17 protein-coding genes are annotated in these 17,685 nt (G+C 67.6%); 10 read left to right on the top strand and 7 right to left on the bottom strand.

The features are described from left to right. Positions 1 to 4 precede the first annotated feature (4 nt). On the top strand, positions 5 to 1,366 hold the full coding sequence (pabB, locus tag DS837_RS06115; RefSeq protein ID WP_149163903.1) for an aminodeoxychorismate synthase component I: 1,362 nt from the start codon (positions 5 to 7) through the stop codon (positions 1,364 to 1,366). Further along, complete coding sequence (locus DS837_RS06110) at positions 1,363 to 2,175, top strand: aminotransferase class IV (protein ID WP_149163902.1); 813 nt, start codon at positions 1,363 to 1,365, stop codon at positions 2,173 to 2,175. Before pabB ends, DS837_RS06110 begins: the two co-directional genes overlap by 4 nt. Before the next feature lie 8 nt (positions 2,176 to 2,183). On the opposite strand, the gene DS837_RS06105 is transcribed toward DS837_RS06110, so the two are convergent. Beyond that, positions 2,184 to 2,651, bottom strand: a complete 468-nt coding sequence (locus DS837_RS06105) for a DsrE family protein (protein ID WP_211102107.1) — start codon at positions 2,649 to 2,651, stop codon at positions 2,184 to 2,186. Between the two features lie 104 nt (positions 2,652 to 2,755). Then, a complete protein-coding gene (locus tag DS837_RS06100; RefSeq protein WP_149163901.1) occupies positions 2,756 to 3,841 on the bottom strand; it encodes a site-2 protease family protein in 1,086 nt (361 codons plus the stop codon). A 361-nt stretch (positions 3,842 to 4,202) separates the two neighbouring features. Here DS837_RS06100 and DS837_RS06095 point away from each other — a divergent pair, with 361 nt between their 5' ends. Next, positions 4,203 to 4,640, top strand: a complete 438-nt coding sequence (locus DS837_RS06095; protein WP_149163900.1) for a hypothetical protein — start codon at positions 4,203 to 4,205, stop codon at positions 4,638 to 4,640. Between the two features lie 129 nt (positions 4,641 to 4,769). Here DS837_RS06095 and DS837_RS06090 read toward each other — a convergent pair whose 3' ends face one another. Continuing rightward, entirely contained in the window at positions 4,770 to 7,178 is a 2,409-nt protein-coding gene (locus tag DS837_RS06090; protein ID WP_149163899.1) for a transketolase, read from the bottom strand. 140 nt (positions 7,179 to 7,318) lie between these two features. Here DS837_RS06090 and DS837_RS06085 point away from each other — a divergent pair, with 140 nt between their 5' ends. Together DS837_RS06085 and DS837_RS06080 are read left to right on the top strand one after the other, a co-directional pair. After that, positions 7,319 to 7,801, top strand: a complete 483-nt coding sequence (locus tag DS837_RS06085; protein ID WP_149163898.1) for an Lrp/AsnC family transcriptional regulator — start codon at positions 7,319 to 7,321, stop codon at positions 7,799 to 7,801. Between the two features lie 172 nt (positions 7,802 to 7,973). Then, a complete protein-coding gene (locus DS837_RS06080) occupies positions 7,974 to 8,864 on the top strand; it encodes a LysR family transcriptional regulator (RefSeq protein WP_170295761.1) in 891 nt (296 codons plus the stop codon). Between the two features lie 189 nt (positions 8,865 to 9,053). Here DS837_RS06080 and DS837_RS06075 read toward each other — a convergent pair whose 3' ends face one another. After that, positions 9,054 to 9,773 carry a GntR family transcriptional regulator gene (locus DS837_RS06075; RefSeq protein WP_149163896.1) on the bottom strand — a complete coding sequence of 240 codons (720 nt, stop codon included), beginning with the start codon at positions 9,771 to 9,773 and terminating at the stop codon, positions 9,054 to 9,056. 185 nt (positions 9,774 to 9,958) lie between these two features. Between DS837_RS06075 and DS837_RS06070 the strand changes: the two genes are divergently transcribed. From DS837_RS06070 to DS837_RS06060, 3 genes are all read left to right on the top strand, one after another. Continuing rightward, positions 9,959 to 10,942 carry a C4-dicarboxylate TRAP transporter substrate-binding protein gene (locus tag DS837_RS06070; RefSeq protein ID WP_149163895.1) on the top strand — a complete coding sequence of 328 codons (984 nt, stop codon included), beginning with the start codon at positions 9,959 to 9,961 and terminating at the stop codon, positions 10,940 to 10,942. Between the two features lie 172 nt (positions 10,943 to 11,114). After that, positions 11,115 to 11,633 carry a TRAP transporter small permease gene (locus DS837_RS06065; RefSeq protein ID WP_149163894.1) on the top strand — a complete coding sequence of 173 codons (519 nt, stop codon included), beginning with the start codon at positions 11,115 to 11,117 and terminating at the stop codon, positions 11,631 to 11,633. After that, positions 11,630 to 12,907, top strand: coding sequence for a TRAP transporter large permease (locus tag DS837_RS06060; RefSeq protein WP_149163893.1), 1,278 nt, complete (start codon positions 11,630 to 11,632; stop codon positions 12,905 to 12,907). Before DS837_RS06065 ends, DS837_RS06060 begins: the two co-directional genes overlap by 4 nt. Positions 12,908 to 13,127: 220 nt before the next feature. Here the strand turns inward: DS837_RS06060 and DS837_RS06055 are convergent, their stop codons facing one another. Further along, positions 13,128 to 14,168 carry a DUF808 domain-containing protein gene (locus DS837_RS06055; protein ID WP_149163892.1) on the bottom strand — a complete coding sequence of 347 codons (1,041 nt, stop codon included), beginning with the start codon at positions 14,166 to 14,168 and terminating at the stop codon, positions 13,128 to 13,130. A gap of 78 nt (positions 14,169 to 14,246) precedes the next feature. Beyond that, complete coding sequence (locus tag DS837_RS06050) at positions 14,247 to 14,855, bottom strand: helix-turn-helix domain-containing protein (RefSeq protein ID WP_149163891.1); 609 nt, start codon at positions 14,853 to 14,855, stop codon at positions 14,247 to 14,249. Between the two features lie 249 nt (positions 14,856 to 15,104). Here DS837_RS06050 and DS837_RS06045 point away from each other — a divergent pair, with 249 nt between their 5' ends. Continuing rightward, positions 15,105 to 15,299 (top strand): hypothetical protein, encoded by a 195-nt coding sequence (locus DS837_RS06045; protein ID WP_149163890.1) that lies wholly within the window; start codon positions 15,105 to 15,107, stop codon positions 15,297 to 15,299. A gap of 144 nt (positions 15,300 to 15,443) precedes the next feature. Here the strand turns inward: DS837_RS06045 and DS837_RS06040 are convergent, their stop codons facing one another. Beyond that, positions 15,444 to 16,352, bottom strand: a complete 909-nt coding sequence (locus DS837_RS06040; protein ID WP_149163889.1) for a LysR substrate-binding domain-containing protein — start codon at positions 16,350 to 16,352, stop codon at positions 15,444 to 15,446. A 174-nt stretch (positions 16,353 to 16,526) separates the two neighbouring features. On the opposite strand from DS837_RS06040, the gene DS837_RS06035 reads away from it, so the two are divergent. Further along, positions 16,527 to 17,669, top strand: coding sequence for an MFS transporter (locus DS837_RS06035; protein ID WP_247889794.1), 1,143 nt, complete (start codon positions 16,527 to 16,529; stop codon positions 17,667 to 17,669). Positions 17,670 to 17,685 lie beyond the last annotated feature (16 nt).

The raw sequence follows: 17,685 nt of genomic DNA, 5'->3' as shown, positions 1-17,685 counted from the left end.
CGTTATGCTGGCGATCCCCTTGTCATGCGCCGATCCGGCGGAGGCCTTCCGCGCCCTGTCCGGACAGCCCTGGTCGATGCTGCTCGACAGCGCCGCCCCGCACCCCGCCCATGGCCGCTACAGCTACATCGCCGCCGAGCCGTTCCGCACCCTGGAGTCGCTGGACGGGCGGGCGCATCTCGACGGCCGACCGGTGGAGGGCGACCCCTTCGCCGTGCTGGCGGAGGAGTTGGCGCGCCACGCCCGGCCCGAGGGGCCGCCAGGACCGGCGCCTTTCTGCGGCGGGGCGGTCGGCTTCATCGGTTACGAGGCGGGGCTGCGGCTGGAACGCATCCACGCGCGCCACGCCAACCCCGGCGGCCAGCCGGAGATGGCCTTCGGCCTCTACGATGCAGTGGCCGCCTTCGACCATGCCGAGCGCCGCGCCTGGGTGATCGCCGCCCGCCCGGAGGCGGAGGGCCGCGCCCGCGCCCTGGCCGCCCGGCTGGAGGCCGGCGGGGCGTCCCCCCCCGGCCCCGTTCCGGCGGCCCCCTGGCGGAGCGAGTTGGACCGCGACGACTATCTGGAGCGGGTGGAGCGGGTGCTGGAGTACATCCGGGCCGGCGACATCTATCAGGCCAACTTCACACAGCGCTTCCTGGCCGAGCGGCGCGACGGGCTGGACCCCTACGCGTTGTACCGCCGGCTGCGCGCGATCAGCCCGGCGCCCTTCGCCGCCTATCTCGACTGCGGCCCGCGCCTGCGCATCGCCAGCGCCTCGCCGGAGCGCTTCATCCGCCTGAGCGCTGCGGGGGAGGTGGAGACGCGCCCGATCAAGGGCACCCGCCCGCGCTACGCCGACCCCGCCACGGACGCCGCCGCCGCCGCGGAGCTGGTGGCCAGCGTCAAGGACCGGGCGGAAAACCTGATGATCACCGACCTGCTGCGCAACGACCTCGGCCGGGTGTCGCGGGTGGGCAGCGTCCGGGTGCCGACGCTCTACGGGCTGGAGAGCTTCGCCAGCGTGCATCACCTCGTCTCGGTGGTCACGGCGCGGCTGCGGCCCGGCCTGGGGGCGGTGGACCTGCTGCGGGCGGCGCTGCCCGGCGGCTCGATCACCGGGGCGCCCAAGATCCGCGCCATGCAGATCATCGACGAGCTGGAGGTGGCGCGGCGTGGCGCCTATTGCGGCTCCGTCGCCTGGCTCGGCTTCGATGGCGCGATGGACAGCAGCATCGTCATCCGCACCCTGTCGATCACGCCGGATACGGTGATCGCCCAGGCCGGCGGCGGCATCGTCGCCGATTCCGACCCGGCGGACGAGCATGAGGAAATGATGGTCAAGATCCGCGCCCAGCTCCGCGCGCTCGGTGAGGCGTCAACATGAACGTCGTCTGGCTGAACGGGCGCCTGCTGCCGGCGGAGGCGGCGCGGATCGACCCGGCGGACCGTGGTTTCACGCTGGGTGACGGGCTGTTCGAGACGATCCGGGTGGCCGGCGGTGCCGCCCGGCATCTCGACCGGCATCTCGCACGGCTGACGGGCAGCGCGGCGCTGCTCGGCCTGCCGCTCCCCCAGGACGCGGCGGCGCTGGCCGACGCTAGCGCCGAGCTGATCGCGGCGCAGGGCCGTTCGGATGGTGTGCTGCGGATCACGCTGACGCGGGGCACCGGAGCGCGCGGCGTGCTGCCGCCGGCGGACGCCGTGCCGACCCTGCTGATGACGCTGGCCCCCGCTCCGCCGCCCGCCGGCCCGGTGGAGGCGGTCATCGCCCGGATCACCCGGCGCAACGAGCATTCGCCGCTGTCGCGCGTGAAGTCGCTGAACTATCTGGATTCCATCCTCGCCCGGCAGGAAGCGGCGGCGCGCGGCGCGGGGGAGGCGCTCTTGCTCAACGGCGCGGGCCGCCTTGCCGAGTCCAGCGTGGCGAACCTGTTCATCGTCCGGGACGGGCGTCTGCTGACCCCGCCGGTCGCCGAGGGCGCCCTGCCGGGCATCCGCCGCGCGCTGATCCTGGAACGGGGCGACGCCGGGGAGGCGCCGGTTTCCGTTGCCGATCTGCTGGGGGCCGGGGAAGCCTTCCTGACCAACAGCCTGGGCCTGCGCCCGCTGCTGCGCGTCGACGGGCAGGCCATCGGCGCCGGGACCGTGGGAGCGGTGACCGCCGCCCTGCTGAAGGACATGGAGGCGGAGTAGAGCGCCCGTTATGGGCGGAGGTAGGACCAGCCCTCTTCCTGAAGCTGCATCAGGCGGACGACGCCGGAGGGGACGAGCTTGGCTTCCGGCACCATCGGGACCTCGCCTTGCTCGACGCGGATCATGCCGTTGCGGGTGTTCTCGCAGGCGGAATAGGTCAGGGTCGGCAGGCTGCCCTTCAGCGACGCCAGCCGATCCTTCACGGGCGAGCGGTCGGCGCGCAGCATGTGCAGGCCAGGGCCGAAGGTGACCAGCTCGACCTCCACCGTCTCGCCGATGGTCTTGTAATATTCGATGATGTTCTTGACGTTGTTCAGCGCCATGTTCATCAGCGCCGGGTCATTGCTGCTGACCTGGATGGCGACGCGGTGGACGCCGGGCTGGTCCGCCCCGGCCTTCCGCCCCGCCATGGCGGCGGTCATCCCGGCGAATCCGGCCAGGGCCAGCGCCGCCCGGCGCGTGGAGCGCATCGCCATGTCATCCTCCCTTCCGCTGTGGGGGCATCCGCTGTCCTAGCACAATGACCCTGGCCACCGCTTGTTCCCGAAGGGAGAGGCCGTGCAACGGAAGAGGGAGGCGGTCAGCGGCGAAGGGCGTGTTTGGCGGCCTGGACCATCATCATCTCCCCCACATTTTCCGGAGTCACCAGCCCGACCAGCCGCCCATTCCCGTCATCGACGCCGACCGCGGGCAGGCTCTTCTCCTGCATCAGCCGCAGGGCCTCCTCCAGCTTGCCGTGCCGGTGGATCACGGGGATGTCGGGGCGCATCACCTCCAGCACCGGCGTGTCCGGGCCGCGGTCGCGCAGGGCGCGGATCAGGTCGTCGCGGGTCAGCACGCCGCGCAGCGTGCCGGCCCCGTCCACCACAGGAAACTCGTGCTGGGTCGTGCGGATCAGGCATTGCACCGCGTCCTCCAGCACGCCGGAGGGCGGCAAAGTCTCGAAGCGGGTGACCATGGCGTCGGACACGACCACGCCGTGGGTGATCTCGCGCATCTGCACCGCGTGCGCCTCCGACGAGGCGCCCAGATAGACGAACAGCGCGATGAACAGCAGCATCGGGTTGCCGAACAGACCGAGCAGCCCCAGCCCGATGGCCACCGCCTGCCCGACCGAGGCCGCCACCTGGGTGCCGCGGACATAGCCCATGCGGCTCGCCAGCACCGCCCGCAGCACGCGCCCGCCGTCCATGGGGAAGGCCGGGATCAGGTTGAACAGGGCGAGGAACAGGTTCACCACGGCCAGCCGGGACAGCACGTCGATGCCGGCGTTCCGCACCTCCGCTGCTTCTGCCGGCACGAAGCCGCCGAGTGCCGCGTAGAGCAGGGCCGCGATCACCAGATTGACCGCCGGTCCGGCCAGCGCCACCACCAACTCCTGCGACGGCTTTTCCGGCAACCGCTCCAGGCGGGCCACCCCGCCGATGGGCAGCAGGGTGATGTCCGGCGTGCGGACGCCGTAGCGTCGGGCGGCGAAGACATGGCCGAACTCGTGCAGCAGCACGCAGAGGAACAGCAGCGAGAGGAAGACCACCCCCTCCAGCGCGGCCGGCCAGCCGCCCTGCGCGTGGTAGGCGGCGCCGATCCACAGAAGGAACAGGAAGAAGGTGATGTGGATGCGGATCACCGTGCCCTTCACGGTGCCGATGGGGATCGACCAGCTCATCCCGACCTCGCCTCGCGCTGTGACCGATGTGGATGCGATTCATATGTGGTGATTCTGGGCGAGAGGCGTCACCGTGCGCCTGAAGGCGCCATCGCCAAGCGACAGCGAACCATGCCACGGCTTGATCGCGTTTCAACCAGTTGGCTAAAGAATCGAAAAAGAGTATCCATAAAAATATCAATCATGGACGTCGCTCTTTCATATTTCTCCGTTACACAAGGTTGCGCTACCATCGACTGTCCTTAATGCGATGGGATGGGGCATCTCAATGGGTAATATGGTCGAGAGGGTATTTAAAACGAGCGTCACTGGACAACGGATATACTACCCATTCGGGGTATTCGGGCGCGGGCGCATCCTGATGAGCGAGAAAGAAGAAAGTAAATTAAAGTCAGTCATATTGTGGACGGTTATAATTTTCTCTCCTGCGCCGGTTTTGATACTAAAGTTCGACTTATCGATTGTAATTAAGTTGCTTTTAATGTCAGCAGTAACGATTTCTATGTTTTTCATTGGATATTACCCTGTACGAAAAAATGAAATTTCAGATGAGCGCATGACGTTTTCCGACATTTGGCGCGATTTTGTTTACGGATCCGGGCGGAACGCTATTTGGTTTTTCTTCGTAATTTGTGTCTTTTTGGCGCTGAGCGGTGTGGCGGTTGTGTTCATTGGCCATGGAGAGCTATGGCCACGGCTTGCTCTGCTTGGCGGTTCGGTGCTTTCGGCAGCCAGCAGTCTCGTCTTGCTGTTGAAGACCCGCCAAGCTGTCGGCAAGATTGAGGGGGATGGCCGGTAGCGACTTACCGGTCATGGATGCCGGCCATTTCCCTCAGCCCGTGAAGATGCGCTTGGAAGCATAAAGGCTCTCCACGCGGTGCAGCCGCCAAACCGGCCGCCCCATCCCCGCCCTGATGGATCATCCAGCCTACACCGCCGTCAAGTAACGGACCGGGCGGCCGGGCGACAGCGCCTCCGCCGCGCGGACGATGGCCTGGGCGTCGATGCCGTGATGGCGGTAGAGGTCGGCGATGGTGCCGGTCTGGCCGAAATGCTCGACCCCGAGCGCCCGCGTGCGGTGGCCGTGGACCGAGCCCAGCCAGCCAAGCCCCGCCGGGTGCCCGTCCTGCACCGTCACCAGCGCGCAGTGGGACGGCACCCCCTCCAGCAGCCGTTCGACGTGGGAGCGCGCGTGGGGCTTGCCGCGTTCGCGCGCCCGTTGCGCCGCGCTCCAGCCGGCGTGCAGCCGGTCGGCGGAGGTGACGGCCAGCAGCCCGACGTCGCGGCGGTCCTCGCCGAGCATCCCCACCGCCTCGATGGCCTCCGGCGCCACCACGCCGCTGTAGGCGACCACCACCTGGGCGTTCGGGCCGGGACGGCGCAGCCAGTAGGCGCCCTGGACGATGCCGCTCTCCAACTCCGCGTCCATGGTCCGGACCGGCTGCTCCAGCACGCGGGAGGACAGGCGCAGATAGACCGAGCCGCCGGTCTCGTCGCGCAGCCAGTTTCGCTCGTCCGGCTCGCCCTCGCCCTCCCGCTGCATGTAGTCGAAGGCCCAGCGCATGGTGACGGCCAGCTCGTCGGCGAAGGCCGGCTCGAAGCAGGCCAGCCCGTCCTGGGCCATGCCGACCAGCGGCGTGGCGATGGACTGGTGCGCCCCGCCCTCCGGGGCCAGCGTCACGCCGGACGGGGTCGCCACCAGCAGGAACCGCGCGTCCTGATAGCAGGCGTAGTTCATCTGGTCCGCCGCCCGCATCACGAAGGGGTCATAGACGGTGCCGATGGGCAGCAACCGCTCCCCGAACAGGGAATGGGACAGGCCCAGCGCCGACAGCAGGATGAACAGGTTGGACTCGGCGATGCCCAGCTCGAAATGCTGACCGTCGGGGGAGAAATCCCATGTGTAGGTGGAGGGAATGCGCTCCTTCTTGAACAGGTCGGCCAGGGCGCTCTTGGCGAACAGGCCGCGGCGGTTCACCCAGGCGCCGAGGTTGGTGGACACCGTCACGTCCGGCGCGGTCGTCACGATGCGCTCCGCCAGCTCCGTCTTCTCGCGCCCCAGCTCGTTCAGGATCAGGCCGAAGGCCGCCTGGGTGGACAGCGCCTTCTGCGCCGGCGCGGCCAGGGCCGCCGGCACTGGAACCGCCGCGGCGCCATGGCGGCGCCGCCCCTTGGCCGCGAAGGGCACCCGCTTCAGGAAGGCGTCCAGCTCCGCCTCCGGCAGGCTCAGCCCTTCGAAACGGTCCCACTCGTGGCCCGGACGAACGGCGTTGGCGGCGCGGAACGCCTCCATCTGCGCCGGGGTCATCAGGCCGGAATGGTTGTCCTTGTGCCCGGCCAGCGGAAGGCCGGCGCCCTTGATCGTGTAGGCGATGAAGCAGACCGGCCGGTCGTGCGTGCGCGCCTGGGCGAAGGCGTCGAGCAGCGAGAGCAGGTCGTGGCCGCCGAGATTGCCCATCAGAAGGGCCAGCTCCTCGTCGTTGCGGCGTTCGATCAGGCGGGTCACCGGCCCCTGGTCGCCCAGATCGTCGAGCAGCCGCTTCCGCCACGCCGCGCCGCCCTGGTAGGTCAGCGCGCAGTAGAGCTGGTTCGGGCAGCGGTCGATCCAGTCGCGCAGGCGCTCGCCGCCCTCCTCCTGAAAGGCCGCCTGCATCAGGGCGCCGTATTTCAGGATCACCACGTCCCAGCCGAAGGCGCGGAAGATGTTCTCCAGTCGCTCCCAAAGCCCCTCGCGGATCACCGCGTCGAGGCTCTGGCGGTTGTAGTCGACGATCCACCAGGTGTTGCGCAGCCCGTGCTTCCAACCTTCCTGAAGGGCTTCGAAGATGTTGCCCTCGTCCATCTCGGCGTCGCCGACCAGCGACACCATGCGCCCTTCGGGGAGGCCCTTCGCCCAGCCCTTGGCCTTCACATAGTCCTGGACCAGCGAGGCGAAGAGAGTCTGCGCCACCCCCAGCCCGACCGAGCCGGTGGAGAAGTCCACGTCGTCCACGTCCTTGGTCCGCGAAGGGTAGGACTGGGCGCCCTTGAAGCCGCGGAAATTCTCCAGATTCCCGCGCGTCTGGTTGCCCAGCAGATACTGGATGGCGTGGAAGATCGGGCTGGCATGCGGCTTCACCGCCACCCGGTCCTCGGGGCGCAGCGCCTGGAAATAGAGCGCCGTCATGATCGTCGCCAGCGAGGCCGAGGATGCCTGATGCCCGCCGATCTTCAGCCCGTCCTGGTTGGGGCGGACGTGGTTGGCGTTGTGGATCGTCCAGGACGCGAGCCAGAGAACCTTGCGCTCCAGCTCGCGCAGGCGGGCGAGGTCGGCGTGGTTCGGAACGGTCGCGTCCATGTTGGTGCCTCTCTTGACGGAACGGCGGTCGATGATCGGTGAAGCCTATCATTTGTGCCGCGGCAGGAGTTTGCAAAGTGGCGCTGGAAACGCCGCCGGTTTAGCATCTGATTGCGCTGAACTGGCTCAGGCGGCATAGGATGCCAAAAATCAAACTCGATCGGATCGACCGGAAGATCCTGGCCCTGCTCCAGCAGGACGGGCGGATGCCCAACAACGAAGTGGCGGAGCGCGTCGGCCTGTCGCCGTCCCCCTGCCTGCGCCGGGTCAAGGCGCTGGAGGAGGCCGGCGTCATCACCCGCCACGTCGCCCTCGTCGATCCCGCCGCGGTCGATCTGCCGGTGAACGTCTTCGTCAGCGTCAGTCTGGAACGCCAAGTGGAGGAGCGGATCGACGCCTTCGAGGCCGCGGTGATGGCGCTGCCGGAGGTGATGGAATGCTATCTGATGACCGGCGACGCCGATTACCTGCTGCGCGTGGTGGTCCCCGACCTCGCCAGCTATGAGCGCTTTCTGAAGGAGCACCTGACGCGGATTTCCGGAGTTGCCAACATCCGGTCCAGTTTTGCCCTGAAGCAGGTGCGCTACCGCACGGCTCTGCCGCTGAGCCATCTGGCGGAGTGAGGTGGGCAAAAAATTAGACGTCTAATGTCCACGGCGTCTTACTCTGACGTTCGCGATGGAAGACCTGGGCCGCGTTTTGCCATAAACAGTATTGGAACAGGGTCGCGCGGCGAATTTTCCCGCTGACAGACCCAGACCAACAGACAAAGGCATCGGGAAGCAGGACGGGATGATGGACTGGGACAAGTTGCGGGTGTTCCACGCTGTGGCCGAGGCCGGCAGCTTCACCCACGCCGGCGAGGCCCTCAACCTCAGCCAATCGGCGGTCAGCCGGCAGATCAGCGCGCTGGAGGACAGCCTCGGCGTTCCGCTGTTCCACCGGCATGCCCGCGGCCTGATTCTGACCGAGCAGGGCGAGTTGCTGAACCACGCGGCGCGCGACATCTTCGCGAAGCTGTCGATGACCCAGGCGATGCTGAGCGAGAGCAAGGACGCCGCCAAGGGACCGCTGAAGGTGACGGCCACGGCGGCCTTCGGCTCGACATGGCTGACCCCGCGCATCGGGGAGTTCCTGGCGCTCTACCCGGACATCCAGCTCACCCTGCTGATCACCGACACGGAGCTGGATCTGGGCATGCGCGAGGCTGACGTGGCGATTCGCGTCAGCCCGCCACGCCAGCCGGACCTGATCCAGCGGCATCTGATGACCTTCCGCTCGCACCTCTACGCGCACCGCCGCTACCTGGACCGCAAGGGTGAGCCGCAGACGGTGGCGGATCTCGCCTCCCACGATCTGGTGACCTATCCGCAGGAATTGCGCCCGCCCTTCGCCAACACCCATTGGCTGCGCGATCTGGTGACCGATGCGGTGGCCCGCGACCGGACCGTCCTTCAGGTCAACAACCTGTACGCGATCTTCCGCGCCGTCGAGAGCGGGCTGGGCATCGGCTCGCTGCCCGACTATCTGGTGACCGGCCTGAACGATGTCTTGCGGGTTCTGCCGGATCAGTCCGGGTCGAAGGTGGACGCCTTCTTCGTCTATCCGGAGGAGTTGCGCCATTCCAAGCGCATCGCGGTCTTCCGCGACTTCCTGGTCAAGAAGGTTGCGGAGAGCCAGTTCTAGTTCCCGCTCGACGGGTTGACGAACAAGGGGCGCGGCGCCGGACAGGGCCGTGCCCCTTTGTTTTTTTCGGCTATTCGGCTTTGGCGGGCGGCGGGGCGAACCCCGTTTTCGTGTTGAGCCGTTGTACGCGCCGCGCGCTTCGAAGACGAACCGCGCAAGCCGCATCCAGCGCTCATGCGGATTAAGCATTCATGCGGATTCGGCGATCGGTTCGGCGGGGGCGGACTCGCTGTCGAACAGGTCGGGGAAGCGCTGGGCCAGTTCGGGAAGGGAATTCAGGATCTCGCGCAGATGCACGCGCATGGCGGCCTCGGCGGCGTCGGGACAGCGGGCGCGGATGCCCTCGACGATCTGCTCGTGCTGGGCGATCAGCCGGTCCAGCGGGGTCGCCTGCGGCAGGCTGAGGTAGCGAACGCGGTCCATCTGGGCCTTGGTCTCCTCCACCACCCGCCACGCGTATTCGCAATCGACACCCAGCGCGATGGTGCGGTGGAAGGCTTCATCCAACTCCAGGAAGGACGCCGGGTTGGTGCTCGTGGCGGCCTCCCGTTGCGCCTTCAGGTTGGCCTCCAGCTCCGCTACGGCGCGGGGCGGCAAGCCCTCGCCGGCCTTGCGGGCCACGGCCAGTTCCACCGCTTCGCGGACGAAGCGGGCGTCCATCACCTGCTTGGCCGAGATCTTGACGACGAAGGTGCCGCGCTGCGGGCGGATGACCACCAGCCCGGATTCGCTCAGCTTGATGAAGGCCTCGCGCACCGGCTGGCGGCTGACGCCCAACTGCCCCGCGACCTCCTGCTCGGACAGCGGCTGGCCGGGCTGGAACTGCATCGTCACGATGGCGTGGCGCAGTTCCCGGAAGACGCGGCGCGCCACGGGCTCCGTCGAATCCGGCTCGATCCTCCTCAACATGCTCCCCCCAATCCCTTCTTTTTTCTGTCTGTCCCGCCGGTGCCCGCCCGGACGATCCTGTGCGGCGGATTCATCCTGCACCGTTCGCAAGCCCATGGACAACACCATTCTTGTATACTACCATACCAGTCGCGTATCGAACAATCGCCTCCGTGCAAGAGGCGTTGTCCTCAAAGGGAGGAAACATGAGCATCATCACCCGCAGCTGGCGCGTGGCCGCCCTCGGCTTTGCGCTGGCCACCGTCGCCGGCGGCGCGCTGGCCGCCGACTACACGCTCAGCGTCAACACGGCGCTGGCCCAGCAGGACCCGCTCTACAAGGGGCTGGAGGAGTTCAAGAAAAACGTCGAGGCGCGGTCCGGCGGCAAGATGGCCGTCCGCCTGTTCCCCGGCTCGCAGCTCGGCAAGGACGAGGACGTCCTGGAGCAGGCCCGCGCCGGGGCTGGCGTGGCGGTCGTCGTGGACGGCGGGCGACTCGCGGTCTTCGTGAAGGAATTCGGCGTTCTGGGCGGCCCGTACCTCGCCCAGGGCTACGACGGCATCCGCAAGGTCGTAACCTCGCCGATGTTCGACCAGTGGTCGGACAAGCTGCGCAAGGCGTCGGGCCATCAGGTGCTGTCCTTCAACTGGTGGCAGGGCGAGCGGCACCTGCTGACCAACAAGTCGGTGAAGGGGCCGGAAGACCTCGCCGGCATCCGCATGCGCACGCCGGGCGCTCCGGTGTGGATGGAGACCATCCGCGCCATGGGCGCCACCCCGACCCCGATGGGCTGGTCGGAGGTCTACACCGGCTTGCAGCAGAAGGTGATCGACGGCGTCGAGGCCCAGCATCCGGCCAGCTTCGGTTCCCGCCTGTACGAAGTGACCAACCACGTCACCAAGACCGGCCACATCAACCTGATCACCGGCATCGTCACCAGCGCCGCCTGGTTCGACAAGCTGCCGGCGGAGCAGCAGACGATCCTGAAGGAAGAGGCGCTGAAGGCCGGCGACAGCGCGTCGCGCGCCACCCAGGCGTCGCTCGCCGATTTCGAGAAGCAGATGAAGGACAAGGGCATGACGATCGAGGAGATCGACGTGACCCCGTTCCGCAAGGCCACCGCGCCGGTCTACGAGAAGCTGGGCTACGCCGAACTCCATAAGGAAGTGGAGAAGCTGCTGCAGAACTGACGCGGGGATCGGTTTGCGCTGACCTTGCCTCCTCCCTGACCCCCCTCTACGAGGTGGAGGGGACAGTTCTCCCTCCCCTGCGACAGCGGGGGAGGGCCGGGGTGGGGGCAAGCACCTCTCAAAATCAACGCCGTCCGCCGCCACCTTCCGCGGCCATCAAGGGACCGCCATCATGTCGTCCTTGTTTCACAAGGGGGAAGCCGTCCTGGCGATGCTTCTCCTCGCCGCCATCGTTCTGCTCGTCTTCGCCGCCGGCGTCATGCGCTGGTTCGGCCATCCCCTGGTCTGGTCGGTGGACGTGGCGCAGCTCCTGTTCGTCTGGGTCGCCTTCCTCGGCGCCGACATGGCGCTGCGCAAGCGCGCCCACATCGGCATCGATTATCTGGTCAAGCGCCTGCCCAATTCCACCCGCGCCGTGCTGGACGTCGTGCTGGGCGTGCTGGTCCTCGCCTTCCTCGTCACCATGACGGTGATGGGCTACCGGCTGACCATGCTGAACCTGGAGCGCCAGTTCGGCGACAGCGGCATCAGCTACGCCTTCGTGACATCGGCGGTGCCGGTGGGCTGCCTGCTGCTCGCCATCACGCTGACCGGACAGATCCTGGACACCCTGCGCGGGCTGCGCAGCCACCCCAAACCGGTCTTCGCGCCAGCCCCCAAGGCTGGCGAGATCGAGGAGGTCGTGCCGTGACCCTTCTTGCCGTCACCTTCTTCGCACTGATGGCCTTCGGGCTTCCCATCGCCTTCGCCATCGGCATCGCCGGCTTCTCCTTCTTCGCCACCAACGACATCATTCCGATGTCCATCGGTGTGCAGCAGGTCGCCTCAGCCTCGCAGAGCTTCCCGCTGCTGGCCGTGCCCTTCTTCGTGCTGGCCGGTCACATGATGAACCGGACGGGCATCACCAGCCGCCTGATCAACTGCTCCAACGTGCTGGTCTCCTGGATGTCCGGCGGGCTGGCGCAGGTCTGCATCGTGCTGTCCACGCTGATGGGCGGCGTCTCCGGCTCGGCGGTCGCCGACGCGGCGATGGAGGCGCGCATCCTCGGCCCCAGCCTGATCGCCCGCGGCTATTCGAAGGGCTTCACCTCGGCGACCATCGCGGTCGGCTCGCTGATCACCGCGACGATCCCGCCCAGCCTGGGTCTGATCCTCTACGGCTTCGTCGGCAACGTGTCGATCGGGCGGCTGTTCCTGGCCGGCGTCCTTCCGGGTCTGCTGATGATGGCCGGCCTGATGCTGACCGTCTGGCTGATTTCCAAGCGGCGCGGCTACCGTCCGGAAATGGCGGAGCGGCCGACCCTGCGCGCCGTGTGGCGGGCGATGGCCGACGCGAAATGGGCGCTGCTGTTCCCGGTGGCTCTGCTGTTCGCCATCCGCGGCGGCCTGTTCACCCCGTCGGAGGTCGGCGCCTTCGCCGTCGTCTACGCCGCCGTCGTCGGTTTCCTGCTGCACCGGGAGCTGACCTGGGCCGCGGTGGCCGAGGCGCTTCAGGAGGCGGTGGTGGACACCGGCCTGATCATGCTCATTATCCTGTTCTCGGGCATGGTCGGCTACGCCATCATCTTCGAGCAGGCGCCCCAGACCATCGCCGAGGCGATGACCCAGCTCACCACCAACCCGCTGCTGGTGGTCACGCTGATCCTGATCTTCCTGTTCATCGCCGGGCTGTTCGTGGAAAGCACGGTGCTGGTCCTGCTGCTGACGCCGATCTTCCTGCCCATCGTCACGCCGCTGGGCGTCGATCCGGTGCATTTCGGCATCCTGATGATGACCATCGTCACGCTGGGCTCGATGACGCCGCCGGTGGGTGTGGCGATGTACACGGTGTGCAGCCTGCTCGACTGCCCGGTCGAGGAGTACATCGTCGAATCGCTGCCCTTCGTCGGCACGGTCATCGCCCTGGTCGCCGTGCTGGCGCTGTGGCCGGGGCTGGTTCTGTTCCTGCCGAACATGCTGATGTGAGGCCTGATGTGAGGGCAAGGGGGGACTTGCCTCGGGGCGGGGCGCTGATATACTAATATATGGCGCTCCGATCTCTCGGCGGACCCACGGCCGGTCCGGGCACACCAAGCCCCGTCCATGGAGCGTCCTTGTCATTGTGGAAACGGGGCAGGGCCGCGTGTGAAGGGCAAACGCCAAGGGGCGGTCCGGGCAGGGCCGCCCCTTCGCGCTTCCAGACGCTCTATTTGCCCCTCACCATGCCCCAGAGCGGCTCGATCACCTTGTGCACCAGGGGGATCAGCAGGGCGCCCAGCAGCAGCCCGAACACCCCGGCCCCCGCCGCTCCGACCAGCCATTCCACCGCGGCCTTCGCCGCCGGCACGGCCTCGCCCGCCGCCACGGCGGCACCGTGGATCGCGTGCCCGATCGCGGTCAGGCCGAAGCTTTCCAGCCCATGGATGACGATGCCGCCGCCGACCCACAGCATGGCGGCGGTGCCGACCAGGGCGAGCAGTTTCAGGAAGACCGGCATTCCCTTGACCAGCCCGCGCCCGACCGCCTGGGTGACCGGGGCGAGCGCCCGGTCGGCCCCGCCGGGCGCACCGGGGGAGGGGGTGCGCAGCCCTAGGAGGCTTGTCGCCGGGCGCCCGTTCTGCGCCAGCGACAGGCCCACGTCGTCCGCTTTCACGATCAGCGCCACCGCGCCGTAGACGAGGCCGGTGATGCCCACCCCGACGATCGCGAGAACGGCGGCCTGCATCCAGAAGGACGAGGTTTCGGCGGCGACCGTGGACAGGACGATGGCCATGATCTCCGCCGACAGGATCAGGTCGGTCTTGATGGCGCTGTTGACCTTCTCCCGCTCGAACTGCGCGGCGTCCTGCCCCGCGGCGCCTGGTCCCTCCGCGTCGTGATGCGCCGCGTGGGGGCGCAGTGCCTCCCAGACCTTCTCCGCACCTTCGTAGCAGAGAAAGCCGCCGCCCAGCATCAGCAGCGGCGTGATCGCCCAGGGCGCGACGAGGCTGAGCGCCAGCGCCAGGGGCAGCAGGAACACCAGCTTGTTCTTCAGCGAGCCCAGCGCGATCTTGCCGATGATCGGCAGTTCACGGTCGGCGGTGAAGCCGACCATGTAGCGCGGCGTCACCGCGGCGTCGTCCACCACCACCCCGGCGGCCTTGGCCCCCGCCCGCGCCGCCTGTCCGGCGGCATCGTCCAGCGAGGCGGCGGCGACTTTCGCCAACCCGGCCACATCGTCCAGCAACGCGATCAATCCTGTGCTCAAGGCTTTGGCTCCCCTCCGTATCGGCGTCCATGGAGCAGACAACGCCGCCGGGGGCAAGCCGGACCTTCGGAGGGGCGGTCAGTCGTCGACCAACTCGTCGGCGGTGAGCATGTGGAGATCCGGGTCCGGCATGTCCCGGCCGTCGTCCAGATAGAGCACCCGGTCGACCAGCACGAGGACGCGCACGCCGTCCACCGGCACGACGCTCAGCCGCCGGTTGATGACGGCGTTGCGGCAGGCCACGGCCCGGTCGTTGTAGGTGACCGACAGGATGTCGCTGCTCCCCTCCAGCATGGGCAGGGCGTAGCGCTCCATCATCTCGGCGGTTTGACCGTCGATCCGCGGCAGCAGGGAGGAGCCGATGATGTCGAAACGGTGCCGCTCGATCCAGCGGGCCAGCGGCGGGGACACCGCCTGCGCGATCAGTCCGGGCGTGTAGAGGGTGCATTTCTCGCCCATGCTCCGCACCATCGCCTTCAGGCCGAGGAAGGTGGGGTGGTGGCGGAAATGGCCGGTCAGCACATCGCGCAACAGCGCTTGCTCCCGCGGGTCGGGCAAGATGGCGCCGGATTCCCAGCGGGCGACGGTTTCCTCGGTGGTGGCCAGCATAACGGCGAACTGCGCGGCGGTCAGGCCGTGCAGCCTTCGCAACGCGCGCACGATCTGCGGCCACTCATGCACCGGCACAGACGGCTCTCCAGATTATCTCCAGGGGTAATGACCGGAGAATACGCGATTCCCCAGCAAACACATACGCAATCATGGGGCAGGAGTCATACCGGAGTATCCATTTTTTTGGTTGGCGCGGCCGACTGTTTCGTCCCTAAACGCTTGAGGAAGCTGTAATTTTTCGGTCTTGCTGCTCTGCGGGCATAGCGCTTCTGGTATCGGGTATACCACGGCACAATAGCCCTACCAGCAAAGAGGAGACACATCATGGCTTACGCTTCCGCCCATCACACCCACCACGACGGCCTTCTGACGACCATCGCCAAGGGTGTTACGGAATTCGCCGGCGCTTGGTTCTCGGCCACTCCGTTGTATATCGTATACCAAGCCGTGTCGTCCGGCACCTTTGCCCCGGCGGCCGGCACTTCGACGCTCGACCTGCCGACGCTGATGCGCGAATGACCGGCGCCTGGGCCATCCGGCCCCACGACGCGGTGGCCCGCCCATCCGGGCCGGAAAAAAGGACCGACTCCTCCGGAGCGGTCCTTTTTCGTTTCGTCCAACGGATTTAGCAGCTTTTCCGAACTCCGCCCACGAACGGGTCCGCTACCGCGCTCCCCGCGCCTCTCCGACAAGCCAGTCGACGAAGCCGGCAACCAAGTTTCCGGCCAGTTTTCCGGCATCGGCCCGACGGGGAATGAGCGCGACGTACCCCGTCCTCGGCACCCGGATGTCCGGCAGCGGTGTCATCAGCCTTCCGTTGGCAACGTCGATCTCCAGCATCGGCAACGGACCGATCCCAATGCCAAGCCCGTCTTCCACCGCCTGGCGGGTCACGAAAAAGTGGTCGAATGTCTGGCGGGAATGCCCGGCAAGGTGTTCGAGCCCTGCCGCCTCAAGCCAGTTCGCCCAATCGCCGGCACGGGTTTCGCTTGCCAGCAGCGTATGCCCCTCGATGTCGGCGGGCTTCAGGATCGGCCGTTGCGCGAACAGCGCCGGGCTCATGATCAGCGTGTCCACATCATCCAGCACCGGGACGACGCGATGCTGCGGCCACACATGCTCCCGGGCAACGCCGCGCCGGATCGCCACGTCGACGCCGCCGCGCAGCTCCTCGAGCACGGTCGAGACCGTCGTGACCGCGACTTCGACGTGCGGATGGTCGGCGTGGTACCGGTTGAGGCGCGGGATCAGCCAGCGCATCGCGAAGCTGGTCGGGGCGCTGACACGCAAGATGCGGCGCGCGTTGGGCCGGCCACACGCTTCCGCCGCGACAGCCAGGCGATCGAAGGATAGACCGACCTCGGCGGCGAAGACTCTCGCCATCGGCGTCGCGACCATGCGGCGCCCGTCCTTCATGAAGAGCCTCTGCCCGAGCCAGCTTTCCAGCGCCGCGATCTGCCGGCTTACCGCGCCATGGGTGAGGCCGAGTTCGGCTCCGGCTTCGGCATAGCTGCCGGTCCGGGCCGCGACCTCGAAGATGCGCAGGGCGTTCAAAGGGGGAAGGCGGCGCATGGGCGATCCGTGAGGAAAAGGAACGGTATCCGTGATTCAAAGCATACTAGTCGATGAAACCTCACGCGTATACCATGCCCTTGAGATTGTCCCAGCCGGGCAAGCTCTGTTGCGTCTTCGAGGAATCGATCAAAGATGAAATCGGGAGATCGGTGGACTCGGAAAAAGAAAAACTTGGCTGGCGCCTGCCTCGCCCACGCGCTGCATGACGGGTACACCGACGCTCTCTACGCCTTCCTGCCGGTGTGGCAGGCGGAGTTCGGTCTTTCCTACGCGGCTCTGGCCATCGTCCGCGCTCTCTATTACGGAACGATGGGAGGATTGCAGATCCCGGCCGACCGGGCGCTGCGCGGCCTGTCGCCGCGGGCGGCGCTGATCCTGTCGACCGCCCTCGCGTCGACGGGCTTGCTGATCATGGCGGCGCCGTTCGGCTTCGCGGGTCTTTGCGTCGGCCTCGCCGTGGCCGGCATCGGATCGAGCATCCAGCACCCCTGCGGCTCGATGCTCGTCACCGCCAGCTACGGCGCGGCATCGCGGCATCCGCTCGGCATCTACAACTTCTCGGGCGATCTCGGAAAGGCCGCGTTGCCGGCGCTCACCGCGGTGCTGCTGCCGCTCCTCGCCTGGCAGCCGGTGCTGGGTCTGATGGCGGCGCTTGGGCTTGCCCTGTCGGTCGCCTTGGTGCCGCTGGCGCCGGCGACTCCCATTGCCAGGACTGCCACGACGGGGGCGGCCTCCGGCCGGGGCCGCGGCGGCTTCGGCATCCTGACGGTGATCGGCGCGCTCGATACGGCGACCCGCATGGGCTATCTGCTCTTTCTGCCCTTCCTCATCCATGGGCAGGGCGGGGACACGGCGACGGTCGGTCTGGCCCTCGCCCTTCTGTTCGTCGGCGGTGCGTTCGGAAAGGCGACGTGCAGCCGGCTCGGGGAGCGGCTGGGTGTCGTCGGCAGCGTCATGGTGACCGAGGCCGCCACCGCCGTGCTGATCGCGGCGACCCTGCTCACGTCGCTGACGCCGACGCTGGTCCTGCTGCCGCTGCTCGGAATCGTGCTCAACGGCACCTCGTCGGTGCTCTACGGCGCCGTGCCGGAGCTTTCCGACGGCGATACCGGCCGGGCCTTCGCGGTCTTCTACACGAGCGTCATCGGTTCCGGGGGCTTGGCGCCGATCCTCTACGGCGCGATTGCCGATCACAGCACCCAGACGATCGGCGTGCTCGCCTCGGCGGCGACCGCCGCGCTGATCGTTCCGCTTGTCCTGACATTGAGGCCTCATCTGGTCCGCCGGCCCTCCACCGCGCCCGAACCCGCATGACCATCCCGCCACCACA

This window comes from Azospirillum brasilense (assembly GCF_008365405.1).
In the GTDB taxonomy this organism is placed as follows: Bacteria; Pseudomonadota; Alphaproteobacteria; order Azospirillales; family Azospirillaceae; genus Azospirillum; species Azospirillum brasilense_D.
Note: the sequence above shows the minus strand (reverse complement) of the source record. Positions and strands in the feature narration are given on the sequence as shown.